General features: G+C 49.9%; 14 protein-coding genes and 1 riboswitch. Of the genes, 13 read left to right on the top strand and 1 reads right to left on the bottom strand.

Annotated elements, in window-relative coordinates:
- The first annotated feature begins 107 nt into the window (after positions 1-107).
- From BBG47_RS14340 to BBG47_RS14380, 9 genes are all read left to right on the top strand, one after another.
- Positions 108-1373 carry an acetyl-CoA C-acyltransferase gene (locus BBG47_RS14340; RefSeq protein ID WP_065292253.1) on the top strand — a complete coding sequence of 422 codons (1266 nt, stop codon included), beginning with the start codon at positions 108-110 and terminating at the stop codon, positions 1371-1373.
- A gap of 83 nt (positions 1374-1456) precedes the next feature.
- On the top strand, positions 1457-3274 hold the full coding sequence (locus BBG47_RS14345; protein ID WP_065292254.1) for an acyl-CoA dehydrogenase family protein: 1818 nt from the start codon (positions 1457-1459) through the stop codon (positions 3272-3274).
- A 75-nt stretch (positions 3275-3349) separates the two neighbouring features.
- Complete coding sequence (locus BBG47_RS14350; protein ID WP_065292255.1) at positions 3350-5092, top strand: long-chain-fatty-acid--CoA ligase; 1743 nt, start codon at positions 3350-3352, stop codon at positions 5090-5092.
- A 161-nt stretch (positions 5093-5253) separates the two neighbouring features.
- Positions 5254-5679 (top strand): PaaI family thioesterase, encoded by a 426-nt coding sequence (locus BBG47_RS14355; protein ID WP_065292256.1) that lies wholly within the window; start codon positions 5254-5256, stop codon positions 5677-5679.
- A 77-nt stretch (positions 5680-5756) separates the two neighbouring features.
- A complete protein-coding gene (locus tag BBG47_RS14360) occupies positions 5757-6308 on the top strand; it encodes a cysteine hydrolase family protein (RefSeq protein WP_065292273.1) in 552 nt (183 codons plus the stop codon).
- Positions 6309-6359: 51 nt separating this feature from the next.
- On the top strand, positions 6360-7856 hold the full coding sequence (locus BBG47_RS14365) for a nicotinate phosphoribosyltransferase (RefSeq protein WP_175400541.1): 1497 nt from the start codon (positions 6360-6362) through the stop codon (positions 7854-7856).
- Between the two features lie 232 nt (positions 7857-8088).
- Positions 8089-8952 carry an SMP-30/gluconolactonase/LRE family protein gene (locus tag BBG47_RS14370; protein WP_065292258.1) on the top strand — a complete coding sequence of 288 codons (864 nt, stop codon included), beginning with the start codon at positions 8089-8091 and terminating at the stop codon, positions 8950-8952.
- Positions 8953-9258: 306 nt separating this feature from the next.
- Complete coding sequence (locus BBG47_RS14375) at positions 9259-10278, top strand: P1 family peptidase (protein WP_065292274.1); 1020 nt, start codon at positions 9259-9261, stop codon at positions 10276-10278.
- A gap of 107 nt (positions 10279-10385) precedes the next feature.
- A complete protein-coding gene (locus tag BBG47_RS14380; RefSeq protein ID WP_065292259.1) occupies positions 10386-11099 on the top strand; it encodes a lysophospholipid acyltransferase family protein in 714 nt (237 codons plus the stop codon).
- A gap of 62 nt (positions 11100-11161) precedes the next feature.
- On the opposite strand, the gene BBG47_RS14385 is transcribed toward BBG47_RS14380, so the two are convergent.
- Positions 11162-12115 (bottom strand): L-lactate dehydrogenase, encoded by a 954-nt coding sequence (locus BBG47_RS14385; protein WP_065292260.1) that lies wholly within the window; start codon positions 12113-12115, stop codon positions 11162-11164.
- 224 nt (positions 12116-12339) lie between these two features.
- On the opposite strand from BBG47_RS14385, the gene BBG47_RS14390 reads away from it, so the two are divergent.
- The 4 genes from BBG47_RS14390 (at position 12340) to BBG47_RS14405 (ending at position 16014) form a co-directional block, all read left to right on the top strand.
- Positions 12340-12732 (top strand): metal-sensitive transcriptional regulator, encoded by a 393-nt coding sequence (locus BBG47_RS14390; protein ID WP_083189303.1) that lies wholly within the window; start codon positions 12340-12342, stop codon positions 12730-12732.
- A 48-nt stretch (positions 12733-12780) separates the two neighbouring features.
- The gene (locus BBG47_RS14395) at positions 12781-12981 is read left to right on the top strand and encodes a cation transporter (protein WP_021262381.1); all 201 of its coding nucleotides are present in this window, start codon (positions 12781-12783) and stop codon (positions 12979-12981) included.
- A gap of 137 nt (positions 12982-13118) precedes the next feature.
- Complete coding sequence (locus BBG47_RS14400; RefSeq protein WP_065292261.1) at positions 13119-15533, top strand: heavy metal translocating P-type ATPase; 2415 nt, start codon at positions 13119-13121, stop codon at positions 15531-15533.
- Positions 15534-15723: 190 nt separating this feature from the next.
- Complete coding sequence (locus BBG47_RS14405) at positions 15724-16014, top strand: HesB/YadR/YfhF family protein (protein ID WP_021256452.1); 291 nt, start codon at positions 15724-15726, stop codon at positions 16012-16014.
- Between the two features lie 212 nt (positions 16015-16226).
- Positions 16227-16417, top strand: a riboswitch (cobalamin riboswitch).
- Positions 16418-16574: the final 157 nt, after the last annotated feature.

A 16574-nucleotide genomic window follows, 5' to 3' on the forward strand; every position in this document is an offset into this window, starting at 1 on the left:
AGAACAACAGAACAACAGAACAACAGAACAGCAACAGAGCAACTGGGCGGTGATAGCTGGCATTGGTTTCTGTTGCTGGAAGGCAATTGGGTGAGAGGGGGATATGCATGGTAGCGGATACGCCTGCAAAAGCATTAAGAGAAGTGGTCATCGTTGCGGCAGCAAGAACAGCAGTAGGCAAGGGAAAGCGTGGAGCACTGGCTGACACGAGAGCGGAGGATTTGGGACGGACCGTCATTGAGGCGGTGCTGGAGCGAACCCCAGGACAAGAGAAGCATGACATAGATGATGTCATTCTCGGTTGTGCGATGCCGGAGGGGGAGCAGGGGCTGAATGTAGCGAGGACAATCGCGCTTTATGCAGGGCTGCCCCATACGGTTCCTGGGGTCACCATCAATCGATTCTGCTCTTCCGGATTGCAGGCAATTGCCTATGCAGCGGAGCGGATTATGACGGGAGCTGCGGATGTCATCATTGCCGGAGGCGTGGAGAGCATGTCACATGTTCCAATGACAGGCTTCAAGCTGTCTCCTCATCCGGTTATCTCTGAAGAACGTCCTGAGATCTATATCAGTATGGGTCACACAGCGGAACGGGTCGCCAAGCAATTTGGCATAACCCGCGAGATGCAGGATGCATATGCGGTAAGGAGCCATCAACGTGCTGTTCAAGCCTGCACGAACGGGAAATTCAACGATGAAGTGGTGACCGTTCAGGCCAAGCGGACTTGGGAGGAAGCAGGCGGCAAACTGAAGAGTACGACCATCGATTTCCGAATGGATGAATGCATTCGCCCAGAGACAAATGAGGATACGTTGCGCAAGCTGAAGCCGTCTTTTGCCGCACAGGGCTCTGTAACAGCTGGCAATTCCTCACCGTATAGCGATGGAGCGGCCGCGGTCATGGTAATGAGCCGGGAGCGGGCAGAAGAACTAGGGTTGGAACCGCTCGCGGTATACCGTTCGTTTGCCGTTGCGGGCGTCCCGCCTGAAGTGATGGGCATCGGACCAGTTGAAGCTATCCCGAAGGCGCTTCGCCTTGCAGGAATCACGAAGGAAGAGGTAGCGCTCTATGAGGTAAATGAGGCATTTGCCGCACAGTGCCTTGCGGTCATTCAGGAGCTGGGACTTGATGACAGCATTGTGAATGTAAATGGTGGAGCAATTGCGCTTGGTCATCCGCTTGGCTGCACGGGCGCGAAGCTGACCACAAGTCTCATTTATGAGCTGCGCCGCAGAGGTGGTGGTCTTGGTGTTGTGTCCATGTGCATCGGCGGCGGGATGGGGGCTGCAGGCGTATTTGAGGTTCTGCCGCCGCGTGAAGAGAACGGTGAGGATCTTGCAATCGCATCGAAAGATTCAGATGAGGATTAACGGCACATAGACTTGTCTGCATGAATCGTACCAGACGGGAAGATGGCGGGTACAAGAATGAGGATGGATCGGAGGAATGAAGCATGGAAGCTGCGTCTACGACGCGTGTAAGAGGCGGTGGCTTCGTCATTGACGAGCCGAATCTGGAGTGGGTAGTAACACCAGAGGATTTCACTTCGGAGCAGCGATTGTTCGCGGACACGACCCAGGCATTTGTTGAGGGAGATGTGCTGCCGCATGATGAGGATATTGAACATCTTAATTATGAGCTGACTGTTCAATTGATGCGCAAGGCAGGAGAGCTTGGACTGTTAGCGACAGATATCCCAGAAGCCTATGGGGGGCTTGGTCTCGATAAGGTAAGTTCTACGATTGTCAATGAGAACTTGGCCCGTGCATCTTCCTTCGCATTGTCCATTGGCGCTCATGTTGGCATCGGCACTCTGCCGATTGTGTACTTTGGAACGGATCAGCAGAAGCGCACGTATTTGCCTGAATTGGCGACAGGCGCTAAGATCGCTGCCTATTGTCTAACAGAACCAGCATCCGGTTCTGATGCGCTCGGCGCACGAACAACGGCTAAGCTGTCTGATGATGGTACTCATTACATTCTGAGCGGATCGAAGTTGTATATTACGAATGCAGGTTTTGCAGATATTTTCATTGTGTATGCCAAGGTAGATGGTGTGAAATTTACAGCATTTATTGTGGAGCGAAGCATGGAAGGATTTACGGTTGGGCCGGAAGAGAAAAAGATGGGGATCAAGGGCTCATCCACCTGCCCGATTTACTTCGATAATGTCCGTGTTCCGATTGAAAATGTGCTTGGCGAAATCGGCAAGGGGCATCTGATCGCATTTAATATTTTGAACATAGGCAGATTCAAGCTGGGAGCAGGCTGTTTGGGTGCGGCGAAGGAGACGATCCAGTTGGCTTCCGCATATGCGAATGCTCGCACACAGTTCGGCAAGCCAATCAGCAGTTTCCCGCTTATTGGGAAGAAGCTCGCGGAGATGAATACGCTGACCTATGTGTTAGAGAGCATGGTATATCGAACATCAGGATATATTGATGCGATGCTGCAAGGCGTCAATGATGGCTCTTCTAGTACGGGAGCGCAAGATTCAGCCCATGCAGGCGTATCTCCGGCCAAAGCAATCGCGGAGTTCGCGCTTGAATGCTCCATTATTAAGGTATTTGGCAGTGAAGCACTGAACACGATTGCGGATGAGGGCGTGCAAATCCATGGCGGTTATGGCTACATCCAAGAATACAAGGTCGAGCGGATCTATCGTGATGCACGCATTAATCGGATATTCGAGGGCACGAATGAGATTAATCGACTGCTTATTCCTGGCACCTTGCTGAAAAAAGCATTAAAGGGCGAGCTTCCGTTAATGGAGCGCCTAGAGCGGCTGCAGGAAGAGGTACTAGCATTCAGCCCTTCACTTGGCGACGAAGAAGATGGCCCAATGGCTGAACTTTATAAGTTGTTGAACCAAATGAAAACTGCATTTCTCGTTGTGGGCGGTACGGCGGTTCAGAAGTATGGTACGCGCATCGAGCAAGAGCAGGAGGTTCTTTCCGCTCTCGCAGACATGATGATTTATATTTACGCAGCAGAAAGCGCGATTCTACGAACGGATAAGCTGGTTAGCCGCTTAGGTGAAGAGAAGGCTGCGCTTGCTCTGCAAATGACACAGGTGTTCGTTCGTGATGCGCTTCAGGTAATTGAACAGAGAGCCAAAGAAACGCTTCAAGAAGCAGCATCAGGAGATGCCCTTCGCACGCAGTTATCGCTGCTCAAGAAATTCAGCCGCGCCACTCCATTATCCTTGACCTCGCGGAAGCGGGCTATCGCTGCACGCATTATTGCGAACGAGCGTTACACCGTTGTCTAGATTAACAATGAGCAGCAATCAATATGCGCTGATGCATGGTGAAGCGCAACTAGAACGAGGAAGGGGAGTAGCATCATGAATGCCTATTCTGATGAAAGGCCATGGCTGCGCCATTATCCCGAAGAAGTAGCACCGTCGTTCGACTATCCGAAGCATAATGTGGCCCACCTGCTAGAGAAGGCTGCGGCAGAATTCCCCGAGCGCGCAGCTATTGAGTTTATGGGGAAGACGTTTACGTATCGTGAACTACTCGCTTCTGTCTATCAATTTGCTGGAGGCCTGCGCTCACTTGGTGTGAGCGCAGGAGAGCGGGTTGCCATCATGCTGCCGAATTGCCCGCAAATGATCATAGCCTATTACGGCACATTGATGATGGGTGGAATTGCGGTGATGACGAGTCCGCTGTACATGGAGGGAGAATTGGCCCACCAACTGGAGGATTCCGGAGCAACCGCGATCATTACATTGGATTTGCTGTTTGCTCGTGTACTTCATGTGAGGCAGAAGACGAAGCTCAACCACATGATTGTTACTTCTATTCGGGATTATTTGCCGTTCCCCAAAAATTGGTTGTATCCATTGAAGATGAAGAAGGATGGCCAATCGCTCGCAATTCCTGATGTTCCGGGTGTTGTTCGCTATAAGCGATGGCTCGCATCAAGTGCGCCCCTAACGAGCGCGCATTCTGTGGATGCCGAACAGGATGTCGCCATGATTCAATATACAGGAGGCACAACCGGAAGAGCGAAGGGAGTGATGCTGACGCATTATAATTTGATTGCCAATACGGTGCAGACGTCAAATTGGTTCTATCGCGCGCAGCGCGGCAAGGAAACGTTCCTTGCGGCACTCCCATGCTTCCATGTTTTCGGCTTGACGGTACTGCTCAATTTAGGAATTCATCTGGCAAGCAAGCTTATTCTGCTGCCTCGGTTCGATACGATGCAGGTGCTCGAGTGCATTCATAAGGAAAGAGCAACGATCTTCCCAGGAGCTCCGACGATGTACATTGCAATTAACCACCATAAGGAGGTAGCACAGTACGACCTATCGTCTGTGCAGGCGTGCGTGTCTGGCTCTGCACCACTCCCATTGGAGGTGCAAGAGCGGTTCGAAGCCATTACAGGAGGCCGGTTAATTGAAGGTTATGGCTTAACGGAAGCTTCACCGGTTACACATGCGAATCCGCTCTGGGGATATCGGAAGATCGGAACCATTGGCATTCCATTTCCCGATACAGATGCTAAGATCGTCAATCCAGACACTGGAGAGACGATGCCAGTCGGCGCCATTGGCGAACTGGCTGTACGAGGGCCGCAGATCATGAAGGGATACTGGAATCGACCTGAGGAGACGGCAGATGTGTTGAAAGAGGGGTGGCTGCATACTGGCGACATGGCCAAGATGGATGCCGACGGGTTCTTCTCAATCGTCGATCGGATGAAGGAAATGATCAATGCAAGCGGATTTAAAGTGTTCCCGCGCGATGTGGAAGAAGTGCTGTTCGAGCACCCGCAGGTAAAAGAGGCAGCTGTCATCGGTGTGCCGGATCCTTATCGGGGGGAGACAGTCAAGGCCTTCATCGTGCCAGTGGAAGGAGCTGCGATTACAGAGAAGGAACTGGAAGGATGGTGCCGGGCTAAGCTCGCTGCATTCAAGATTCCGCGGCAAATTGAATTCCGATCGGAGCTGCCTAAAACAATGGTTGGCAAGGTGCTAAGGCGCAAGCTAGTGGAGGAAGAGGCCCAGCGCCGGCTGCAGCGCGATGGCCATCGGGATGGGATCGCATCAGATGATACAGACAAGGACAAAGAGTAGATGCTGCGCATTATGCATGCATTGTGATAAGATAGAAGGGGAAGGCCGGTCGTTGATAGAGATCGGCCTTCTCTACTTTCAACATTTTGTTAGTGAAGTAAGGGCATAATGTTAGTATACTATTAGGTAAATAATGGCGGAAGAATCGAGAGGTGGCTAACATGAGCAATGAGCAGAATCTGCAGTGGGATGAATTAGAGGCACGTGCGCAGTCTTCGTTCTGGGGATACTTGGGTTGTGAGCTCGTTCATGCGGATGAGAAGGAAGTGATCCTCCGGCTGGATGCGAAGGCTCACCATTTGAATATGATAGGCATTGTACATGGCGGTGTGTTGTCCTCCCTGCTTGATAATGCGATGGGAATCGCCGCTTCCGAATACAAGCAAGATCCGAATATTGTTACCGGAAGCCTGAATGTGAACTTTCTGCGACCAATGAAGGCAGGCATATTGGAAGTAAGGGCGCATGTCGTTCATGCAACGAAGCGTGTGCTCACGCTTCAAGGCACGGTAGTGAATGAGCACGGGGAGCTTGGCACGATGGCAACGGGGACTTTCCACGTGAGAGGTCAACGCGCGGGAGGTTGACATTTAGCACCGATTTGTCATAATGACGTTAAGCTAACTATCGGATATCAGGTCTCGGAGAGGAGATGGATTCGGAATTGAAGGCATTGATTGTCATAGATTATACGTATGATTTTGTAGTGGGTCGACTTCCATGCGGGGAACCGGCCGTACATATTGAGAATCGTGTTGCGGAGTTGGTAGATTCCTTCGTGAATGCTGGAGATTTCGTGACGATGGCGGTTGATCTGCACGAAGAACAAGATCCCTACCATCCTGAAACGGCTCTGTTCCCGCCGCATAATATTAGGGGCACGGATGGGCGCAATCTATACGGTCAAGTAGCTGAAGTATACGAACGCCATCAATCCGAAGTATACTGGATGGATAAGACCAGATACAGCTCATTCTGCGGCACGGATCTTGATATGAGACTGCGAGCAAGACAGATTGAAGAAGTCCATTTAGTTGGAGTATGTACGGACATCTGCGTGCTTCATACAGCTGTAGATGCTTATAATATGGGATATAAGATTATTGTCCATGAGGATGCTGTCGCCACCTTCAATGAGCATGCGCATGAATGGGCGCTACAGCACTTCCGCAATTCACTCGGTGCTCAGATTATAAGTGGGTACCGCACAGAATAGTTAATGCCGCATACTGTATGACTGGTAAGTGGTAGAAAGAGAGATGACCTGATGAATACATCAATGGCCCTACACACAGATAAATATCAAATTAATATGATGTATGCACACTGGAAAAATGGCACTCACAATCAGCAGACTGTGTTCGAAGCTTTTTTCCGCAAGCTGCCCTTCCATAACGGGTATGCTGTGTTCGCTGGCCTTGAGCGCATCGTTGAATATATTGAACGCTTGCATTTTACAACAGAAGATATTGAGTATCTCGGCATGCAGGAGGAGCAGTACGAGGAAGCATTTCTGGAGGAACTGCGCAACTTCCGCTTTACGGGACAGATCGACGCGGTTCGGGAAGGTACGCTTGTATTTGCGAATGAACCGCTTATTCGCGTTGAAGGACGCGTGTTCGAGACTCAGCTGATTGAGACGGCACTGCTGAACTTCATGAACTTCCAGACACTGATTGCAACGAAGGCATCGCGCATTAAGCATGTTGCTTCCACTGATATTCTGATGGAATTCGGCACACGTCGTGCACAGGAAGCCGACGCAGCTCTATGGGGGGCACGCGCCGCTTACTTGGCAGGCTTTCATGCAACGTCCAACATGCTGGCAGGCCGCAGATTCGGCATTCCGACAAAAGGTACGCATGCACACGCATGGGTGCAGAGCTTCGAGAGCGAGGAGGAGGCATTCCAAGTGTTCGCTGAAGCATTGCCTGATCAGGTGACGCTGCTCGTTGATACGTATGATACGCTGCACAGTGGAATACCGAATGCTATTCAGATTGGTCTGGAGCTGGAGAAGAAAGGGAAGAAGCTGCAAGCCATCCGACTCGATAGCGGCGATATTGCCTATTTGTCGATTCAAGCCCGCAAGTTGTTGGATGATGCTGGGTTGAAGGATGTACAAATATGTGCGTCCAATGATCTGGATGAATATACCATCTCGGACTTGAAATCACAGGGTGCCCGCGTGGATATGTGGGGAGTTGGTACGCAGCTTATTACTGCAGCGGATCAGCCATCTCTTGGCGGAGTGTACAAGCTCGTATCGCGTGAAGTGAACGGCGAGATGAAGCCGACAATCAAGATTTCGGCTAATCCTGAGAAGGTAACGACACCAGGCAAGAAAGATGTATACCGCATTATTCATAAGAAGAAGAAAAAAGCAATTGCGGATTACATTTGTCTCTCTGAAGAAGATGAGGTAAAACGTCGGGCAAAGATTAAGTTGTTCGATCCAATTCATCCATATTTGCACAAGTATGTAGAGCACTATGAAGCAGAACTGCTGCTTCAACCTGTATATCGGGACGGCAAACTAGTCTATGAGCGTCCGAATCTGGAAGAAATCCGTAATTACCATAAGGAGCAGCTTCAGCTGTTCTGGCCGGAATATTTGCGCAAGTCGAATCCGGAGCAGTATCATGTTGACGTAAGCACGAAGGCTTGGGAACTGAAGCGCGACATGATTGAATCACATGTTCAAGAGAAGGAAAAATGGCGTACATTCCAAATGGATGCCGGTGATATGGAAGATCATGATTAATTAGCGGGAACAGTTGTTGGACAAGTTCATTCATCGATTCATTTATACAATCTTTACAAGCTTCTAGAAGTTCGTATTGAGAGTAATGTAGATTCAGGCTAGGAAGCGGGAATAGAATCGCTGTCATGTGCAAGGGCAACTGTGATAGCGATTTGCTTCTGTTCAGTCCTATCACTTGCAAGATCGTTAACGTTGTAAATGATGTACATGCGAATAGGGAGAGTGAGATTGCATGAATCAGACGTTTGATGGATCCGGAATTCAGATGCGAAGCAGTGAGGTATTTACGCCACAGCATGGATTTACACAAGGCATAGAGGGACCTGCTTGCGATAAGGAAGGCAACTTGTATGCTGTCAATTACGAACGGCAGGGCACGATTGGCAAGGTAACGCCAGAAGGCGAATGCTCCGTATTCTTGGAGCTGCCTGAGGGATGCATTGGCAATGGTATACGCTTTACTCGCAATGGAGACATGTGCATTGCGGATTATGCAGGGCATCACGTATTCCGCTATTCCTTCGTGACGAAGGAACTGCACGTTCTGGCACATGATCCAACGATGAATCAACCGAACGATATTGCGATCATGGCAAATGATATTGTGTTTGCCAGCGATCCGAAGTGGGCCGATGATACAGGGCAAATCTGGCGTATTCGCCCAGAAGGAGAAATGACGCTCCTGGAAACAGGGATGGGTACGACCAACGGCATCGAGGTTAGCCCAGATGAACGCTTGCTCTATATCAATGAATCGGTTCAACGACGGATCTGGGTATATGATCTTCAGGAGGATGGCAGCATCTCGAATAAGCGTCTGTTCCATCAGTTCCCTGATTTTGGATTGGATGGCATGCGATGTGATGTTGACGGCAACCTGTATGTCGCACGCTTCGGCAAAGGAACAGTCGCGGTTCTTGCTCCAGACGGAACCGTGACAGAAGAGATCCGCCTCCATGGAAGCAACTGCACGAATGTAACATTCGGCGGCGAAGACGGCTGTACAGTATACGTCACGATCATGGATCAAGGTAATGTCGAGCGATTCCGAGCGAATCGTCCTGGCCGCTGCCGACGTCTATTCGGACTCGTATAATTAATAATAAGAGGAGCCCTAGCAGCGGGCTCCTCTCTCTTCTTGATGAACGGAATGGGGCTTGGGTTATAACTTGTAGATGATAGTTGCGGCTTGGACAGAACTCGAAGAGTACAGCCTATTATTTCTCGGGAAAGCGCAGAATTAGGCATGAATCGGCATGAATGTACAAAGTTCGACGAGTCACCAGCGAGGTACGGGCATCATGTATGTCGTATGATTCCCGCAGCGGCTCGCTTCATGAATCATCGAATCATGAGAATCGGAAATAGCCATCTAACAACGATGACAGAAAAGGGTGCGAATATGCAATCTTCCCATTGGAATATCAAACTCGGTGGCAAGCCTGCTCGCTATCCTGGCGCAATCACGGATGTACCGGGTATTGTTGTCGGGCATGCGCATGATAATGAGGCACATACAGGCTGTACAGTCATTGTAGCTGAACAAGGGGCTGTATGCGGCGTTGATGTCAGGGGTTCAGCGCCTGGCACCCGTGAAACGGAGTTACTGCAGCCAACCGCTCTCGTTCAGCATATTCATGCATTGTGTCTCAGCGGCGGAAGTGCATTTGGACTCGCTGCTGCACAAGGGGTTATGCAGCGATTGCAGGAGCAGGAGATTGGACTTGATGTCGGCGTTGCCAAGGTGCCAATTGTTCCATCAGCTATTTTATTTGACTTGGCGATAGGTAATCCGTCGGTCGTACCAACTGCAGAGATGGGATATGCGGCTGTTGAGAATGCGACATCTGAAGCGGTTGCCGAAGGCAATGTAGGTGCTGGCGCAGGTGCAACGCTTGGCAAGTTCGCGGGAGTGGAACGAGCAATGAAGGGTGGGTTTGGTACGGCTTCTGTACAATTGCCAAATGGTCTTGTCATTGGTGCGGCTGTTGCTGTCAATGCGGTTGGCGAAGTGAGACATCCGAAGCATGGTACGACATTAGCTGGGGCAAGAGCGGATGAGAAAGGACAGTTCATTGATCCGTTGTCTTTCCTAACGCAATTGGCTAATCCCTTCCAAGCGACGATGAAGCCGGGGACAAATACGACAATTGCCGCAGTCGCTTGCAATGGAACATTCACAAAGACCGAAATGACGAAAATTGCACAAATGGCGCATAATGGCTTGGCTCGTACCATTTATCCTGTCCATACGATGTATGACGGAGATACAGTGTTCGCGATGACAACAGGCGGAATAGACGCCTCTGTTGATTTGGCGGGCATGTGGGCAGCTGAGGTGCTTGCTTATGCCGTCCATAATGCCATCATTGCGGCGAATTCCGTTGAGGGCGTGCCTTGCTCACAAGAGTGGCTTGATTGACTGGTTTGATAGAATAGCTTGATGGTCAAGCTTGAAGTGCATAACAGGAATGATTTAATAATGGCATCATGCAATCGAAACGTTGTAGAAGGGAATTACATCACATCATGAAATTCATACGTACATTGATTTGGTTTATTTATTTTTGGCTCTATTTACTTTTCATTATCCCTGGGATGTGGAAGGCCAATCGACTATACAAGCAAGGACGGTATGAAGAGCTGGATGCGTACACGGCCCAGCAGGTCGGAAGATGGGCGCGTTCATTGCTGCGTGTAGCCGGTGCGAAGGTAACAGTTCGAGGATTGGAGCATATCCCAGAAGGCGGAGCCGTCTTTATCTCGAATCATCAAGGGAATTTCGATGTGCCGATCATGCTTGGGCATGTTGGCAAGCCGAAGGCGCTAATGGCCAAGGCAGAGCTGGCGAAGCTGCCGTTCATTCGCGTGTGGATGAAGTACTTGCGCTGTATCTTCGTTGACCGCAGCAACGTACGCCAAGCCATGAACAGTCTGAATGAGGCGGGCAAGCTCGTAGAAAGTGGACATCCGATCGTCATCTTCCCTGAAGGAACACGAAGCAAGAGTGAACACATCGGTGAGTTCAAAAATGGCGGCTTCCGCGTCGCTACGAAGACAGGGATCCCTATTGTGCCTGTTCGGATATCGGGTTCTTACAAGCTGATGGAGGCGAATGGGAATTGGATCAGTCCTGCTCATGTGGAGGTAACCGTTCTTCCTCCAGTATTGACAGCTGGCCTGTCGAAGGAGGAGGCTGCGGAGCTTCCAGAGCAAGTACGTACAATGATTGTGAATGCGTAATTAGGAAGGCGCACCGTCTACGGACAGTGCGCCTTTCGTTTATTCACAATCAACAACCAACCCTATTTCGGGAATACCGATGATATTGCTTGCTTAAGCACGCCTGCGGAATGATGAAGCTTCTGCATCTCGTCTTCAGACAGGTGAAGCTCGTATATATCGCGGATGCCTTGGCGATTTACGACGGCAGGAACGCCGATGTACACATCATCCAGACCATATTGTCCAGTCAGTAAGGCAGAAACGGACAGCACAGAGTTCTCATTCTTCAAAATAGCCTTTGTCAAGCGAGCCAAGCCCATTGCGATTCCGTAGTAGGTAGCCCCTTTACGCTCGATGATGTGATAAGCAGCATCGCGTACATTCAGGAAGATATCATCCAATTCTTCCTGTGTCGGCTCTCCATGTGTCTTGCGATAGTGCTCGAGCGGCTGGCCGCCAATGCTGACATTGCTCCACGCAGGGAGCTCAGTGTCTCCATGTTCGCCCATAATGTAGGCATGGACGTTGCGCGGATCGACGCCGATTTTTTCGCCGAGCAAATAACGCAGACGTGCGGTATCCAAAATTGTACCAGAGCCGATGACGCGATGAGCAGGCAGACCTGAGTATTTCCAGGTTGCATATGTAAGAACATCGACTGGATTTGTTGCGACCAGGAACAATCCATCAAAGCCGCTCTCCATGACGGAAGTAACGATTGATTTGAAGATGTTCGCATTTTTGCCGATTAGATCAAGACGTGTTTCTCCTGGTGCTTGGTTCGCACCTGCTGTAATGACAACGAGGTCAGCGTCCTTGCAATCGCTATAGTCTCCAGCCCATATGCGCATATTGGATGCGAACGGAAGACCGTGATTCAAGTCCATCGCATCTCCTTCTGCTTTTTTGCGGTTAGCGTCGATAATGACTAGCTCAGCGGCCAACCCTTGATTGAACAACGCAAACGCGTAGCTGGAGCCAACAAAGCCCGATCCGATCAACGCGACGCGGGACACTTTTGTCATTTGGGTCATAATAAGTGTGCCTCCTCGAAAGTAGTAACAATAAGTTCGTCTGTTAGACAATGGGCCTGAAGCCAGACTAACACTTAAATTTTAACCATTTTCCGAAGAAATAACCAACCCTAATTTACCACAGCGAGAAATTTGCGTTAGCTGCAAAAGCAAGCTTTCAAAAAAAGGGCTTGCATAGGGTAGGGGGGTATAGTATAGTTAATGCATGAGGTGGTGATACACAAATGTCAAACGAACGTATCGATGAACAAGTAGATGACGTGATGACCGCTGCTTTTGGTACAGAAGATGCTTGCCATGCAAGTGAAGAAGGGTGCGAGCACCACACTCCAGACGGGAAGCGGAAGAGTCATCACTCGGATGAGATGAAGAAGAAGCTGGTTCACCGCTTGAATCGCATTGAAGGTCAGGTGCGAGGCGTGAAATCCATGATTGAAAAAGATACCTACTGTGACGATGTGCTGAATCAGATCGCATCCATCCAGTCTGCACTTCATTCAGTTGGCAAATTGCTGCTCGAGGGGCATATGAAGAGTTGTGTCGTTGAGCGATTGCAAGACGGGGAGCCAGAAGTCATCGACGAGCTGCTAACAACGATTCATAAATTACTAAAATGAGAACATGGCCTGTTCCATTAAGGAATGGACGACAGAGGAGGAAGTAAGATGGTTAATGAAACATGGACAGTAGAAGGTATGACATGCGGGCACTGCAAGCAAGCAGTAGAACGTGCAGTAGAAGGTACGGGTGCAACCGCTCAGGTTGATTTGGCTGCGAAGCAAGTAACCGTATCTTATGATGAGTCCAAAGTAAAGCCGGAACAAATCCGTGAGGCAATTGAGGATCAGGGCTACGACGTCGTTTAATGATTAGGCGCCGATTCTCATATTATGCTGAATACGATGATTGATTACTGCAAAGAACACTCCTTCAGAGGAGTTTTCTTTTGGAATCAGATATAGGGTATAGGGGTATGTTCGAGAAGGATAAGGAGGACATGACAATGGCAGAAAAGCAAGCAACGTTGCCGATTGAAGGAATGACCTGTGCCGCATGTGCAACACGAATTGAAAAAGGCTTGAATCGTATGGACGGCATCGCAGAAGCATCTGTCAATCTTGCTTCAGAACGAGCGGCCGTGCAATATGACGGTGATGCAGTAACCTTGCAGCAAGTCGTTGATAAGATCGAGCATCTCGGATACAAGGTTCCGGTAGAAACGTTGGATTTGCAAATTGAAGGAATGACTTGTGCCGCTTGCTCCACTCGCATTGAGAAGGGGCTGAGCCGTATGCAGGGAGTGCAGACGGCAGCAGTCAATTTAGCAACGGAGACGGCGAAGGTCACCTTTATTGGATTGAAGCAAGAAGATATATTGAATAAGATCTCTCAGCTAGGTTATACGGGGCGGCTGAAGAAGGAAGAAGGCGAGAGTGAACAGGAATCGCCAACACAGCGGAATATACGTCGATTGCGTAATACGTTCCTCGTCTCTGCCCTATTGTCCATTCCACTACTGTGGTCCATGGTGGGTCATTTTTCGTTCACCTTATGGATTTGGGTGCCGGAATGGTTCATGCACCCTTGGGTGCAAATGGTACTGGCAGCGCCGGTTCAATTTATTATAGGGGCACGCTTCTACGTTGGGGCATTTAAGGCACTCCGCAGTGGGAGCGCCAATATGGATGTGCTTGTCGCGCTCGGTACGACCTCAGCCTATGTGTACAGTGTGTACTTGGCGTGGCAATGGCAGATTGGCGAGCTTCATCATCCTGAGATGTATTTTGAGACGAGTGCTGTTCTCATTACGCTCATTCTTCTGGGTAAATGGCTGGAGGCTTCAGCTAAAGGGCGGTCTTCTCAAGCGATCCAAGCTTTGATGGGGCTGCGTGCCAAAACGGCAACCGTTGTGCGCGACGGTGAACAAGTGGAAGTGCCTGTGGAAGATGTGGCAAGTGGGGATCTCGTACTTGTTCGCCCAGGTGAGAAAGTACCGGTAGACGGCATTGTAGTTAGCGGGACATCGACCGTGGATGAATCCATGCTTACCGGTGAAAGCGTCCCTGTTGAGAAGCAAGCTGGCGATAATGTATATGGGGCTACCGTGAATGCGCAGGGGGCATTTACGATGAGAGCGACTCAGGTCGGCTCCGAGACGGCCCTCTCGCAAATTATTAAAATCGTTGAGGAGGCGCAGGGCTCCAAGGCTCCGATTCAGCGGATCGCTGATAAAATATCAGGCATCTTCGTGCCGATAGTCGTTGGGATTGCGGTGCTTGTATTCTTAATTTGGTATTTCGCTGTTGAACCAGGCAACTTCGGTGTAGCCTTGTCTCGAACCATTGCCGTACTCGTAATTGCTTGCCCGTGTGCGCTCGGCTTGGCAACGCCAACGTCGATTATGGCGGGAACCGGACGTGCTGCAGAATATGGTGTACTATTCCGTGGCGGCGAGCATCTGGAAGGCGCCTATCGGGTGCAGACGGTTGTGCTCGACAAGACAGGAACCGTAACAGAAGGGGCTCCTTCGCTTACAGATGTTGTATTGCATGATGGGAATGAAGTCGAGAAGACAGAACTCTTGACCTTACTGGCATCTGCTGAGAAGCAATCCGAGCATCCATTGGCACAGGCGATTGTGAAGGGATTGTCGGAGCAAGGGATCAGTACGGTCGAACCGGATTCATTTCGAGCTGAACCTGGATATGGAATAGCGGCTGAGGTGAATGGGCATCAGATCATTGTCGGCACACGCAGATGGATGGAGAAGAACGGGGTAGCAAGCGCAGGTGCGGAGGAAGCATTGCAAGACATGGAGCAGGCAGGCAAGACGGCAATGCTTATCGCGGTTGATGGCAGCTGGAAAGGCATAGTTGCCGTTGCCGATCAAGTGAAGGCTTCTTCGAAGAAGGCCATCGAGCGGCTGCATCAAATGGGGATACGCGTTGTTATGATGACAGGAGACAACACCCGTACGGCCAGAGCAATCGCGTCACAAGTAGGGATTGATGATGTATTTGCAGAGGTGCTGCCTGAACAGAAGGCACAGCATGTGCGCGAGCTGCAGCAGAGAGGCAGTGTCGTCGCCATGGTAGGCGATGGAATTAATGATGCGCCAGCTCTGGCAGCAGCGGACATTGGGTTCGCGATCGGTACAGGTACGGATGTAGCAATGGAGACGGCAGGCGTAACCTTAATGCGTGGCGACTTGAACGGCATTGCGGATGCGATGGAGATGAGCCGCCGTACCATGCGCAACATTAAGCAGAACTTGTTCTGGGCACTTGTATACAATACGATTGGTATCCCGATTGCAGCAATCGGATTGCTTGCCCCATGGCTTGCAGGAGCGGCTATGGCCTTCAGCTCGGTATCCGTTGTACTGAATGCACTGCGGCTTCAACGCATCAAGCTGTAGCCTGACAGAATTTCACGGTAGAGATCGTGATGTTCCTAAACAGAAGGAAGCATATAATCATATCGCTGAACGTATTATGCGGTAATGATGATGCGGATCATTGACGAACTGTCAACTTTGGTGTTAACAAAAGTGGCGGCCACATGGTATGATCAAATCGGATGAAAGGTATGATTAAGGAGGTCTGAACATGCAATTACGCGTTACAGCGAAGGCAGTCGAGCGTTTTTTGGCTGATTGGGGATTCACAGCAGGAGACTCAGTACGCATATTCGTCCGCTACAGCGGATTCAGTGCTTCAGGACCTTATTCATTCGGCATCATGAAAGACAGTCCGCAATATCCAGCAGTGACGGAAGTTGTGAACGGCATTACGTTCTTTATGGAGCAAAATGATGTATGGTTCTTGGATAATCGTGAATTGACGCTAGATGAGAAAGGCGAAGATATTGTCTTTCTGCATGAAGGAATGGTCATCTAGCGCATCAACCCGTAATCATCAATAGGCGAGCCGAGAGGCTCGCCTATTGTGCATGGATAGACGCCTAGTGAATCGGAGTTTAATGAAGATAAGGTCACAGCTCCGGTATTTGTTTATTTTGGTTAGAGATGAGAAAAAATCCTTGTCATTCGTTCTGGTTAGATATATAATCGTTCTCAATTGGGGGAAGCGTGACTGCGACTTTCAATGCAATTGAATATGAGGAAACAGGTGCTTTGGGTAACGTCGAAGCTTAATAGGGAAGCCGGTTGGAAATCCGGCGCGGTCCCGCCACTGTGACAGTTGAGGTATTGCGAGAGAGCCACTGGTCGTAATCGATCGGGAAGGCTGCAAAGGCCAATGAAGCTGAAGCCAGGAGACCTGCCTGTTTTGACAACACTGTTCGTACCTACGGGAGATAGGGAAGTGTTCGTAAGCATGGATATCGGTTTTCGATTCCTCTTAGCATGAGGGTAGTATGCTAATGAGACGGAAGGATCGATTTATTCCACTATGACTTCATGGACGTTTACGAGACATTTCTGTTGTTGGACAGGAAT

This window comes from Paenibacillus sp. KS1 (assembly GCF_001680695.1).
In the GTDB taxonomy this organism is placed as follows: domain Bacteria; phylum Bacillota; class Bacilli; order Paenibacillales; family Paenibacillaceae; genus Paenibacillus_B; species Paenibacillus_B suaedae.

Bases quoted from the DNA above. Each gene is read 5' to 3' on its own strand.
- BBG47_RS14385 (WP_065292260.1), bottom strand. From the start codon at position 12,115: ATGACCCAAATGACAAAAGTGTCCCGCGTCGCGTTGATCGGATCGGGC.
- BBG47_RS14405 (WP_021256452.1), top strand. From the start codon at position 15,724: ATGCAATTACGCGTTACAGCGAAGGCAGTCGAGCGTTTTTTGGCTGAT.
- BBG47_RS14390 (WP_083189303.1), top strand. From the start codon at position 12,340: ATGTCAAACGAACGTATCGATGAACAAGTAGATGACGTGATGACCGCT.
- BBG47_RS14380 (WP_065292259.1), top strand. From the start codon at position 10,386: ATGAAATTCATACGTACATTGATTTGGTTTATTTATTTTTGGCTCTAT.
- BBG47_RS14345 (WP_065292254.1), top strand. From the start codon at position 1,457: ATGGAAGCTGCGTCTACGACGCGTGTAAGAGGCGGTGGCTTCGTCATT.
- BBG47_RS14365 (WP_175400541.1), top strand. From the start codon at position 6,360: ATGAATACATCAATGGCCCTACACACAGATAAATATCAAATTAATATG.
- BBG47_RS14355 (WP_065292256.1), top strand. From the start codon at position 5,254: ATGAGCAATGAGCAGAATCTGCAGTGGGATGAATTAGAGGCACGTGCG.
- BBG47_RS14370 (WP_065292258.1), top strand. From the start codon at position 8,089: ATGAATCAGACGTTTGATGGATCCGGAATTCAGATGCGAAGCAGTGAG.
- BBG47_RS14400 (WP_065292261.1), top strand. From the start codon at position 13,119: ATGGCAGAAAAGCAAGCAACGTTGCCGATTGAAGGAATGACCTGTGCC.
- BBG47_RS14395 (WP_021262381.1), top strand. From the start codon at position 12,781: ATGGTTAATGAAACATGGACAGTAGAAGGTATGACATGCGGGCACTGC.
- BBG47_RS14375 (WP_065292274.1), top strand. From the start codon at position 9,259: ATGCAATCTTCCCATTGGAATATCAAACTCGGTGGCAAGCCTGCTCGC.
- BBG47_RS14340 (WP_065292253.1), top strand. From the start codon at position 108: ATGGTAGCGGATACGCCTGCAAAAGCATTAAGAGAAGTGGTCATCGTT.
- BBG47_RS14350 (WP_065292255.1), top strand. From the start codon at position 3,350: ATGAATGCCTATTCTGATGAAAGGCCATGGCTGCGCCATTATCCCGAA.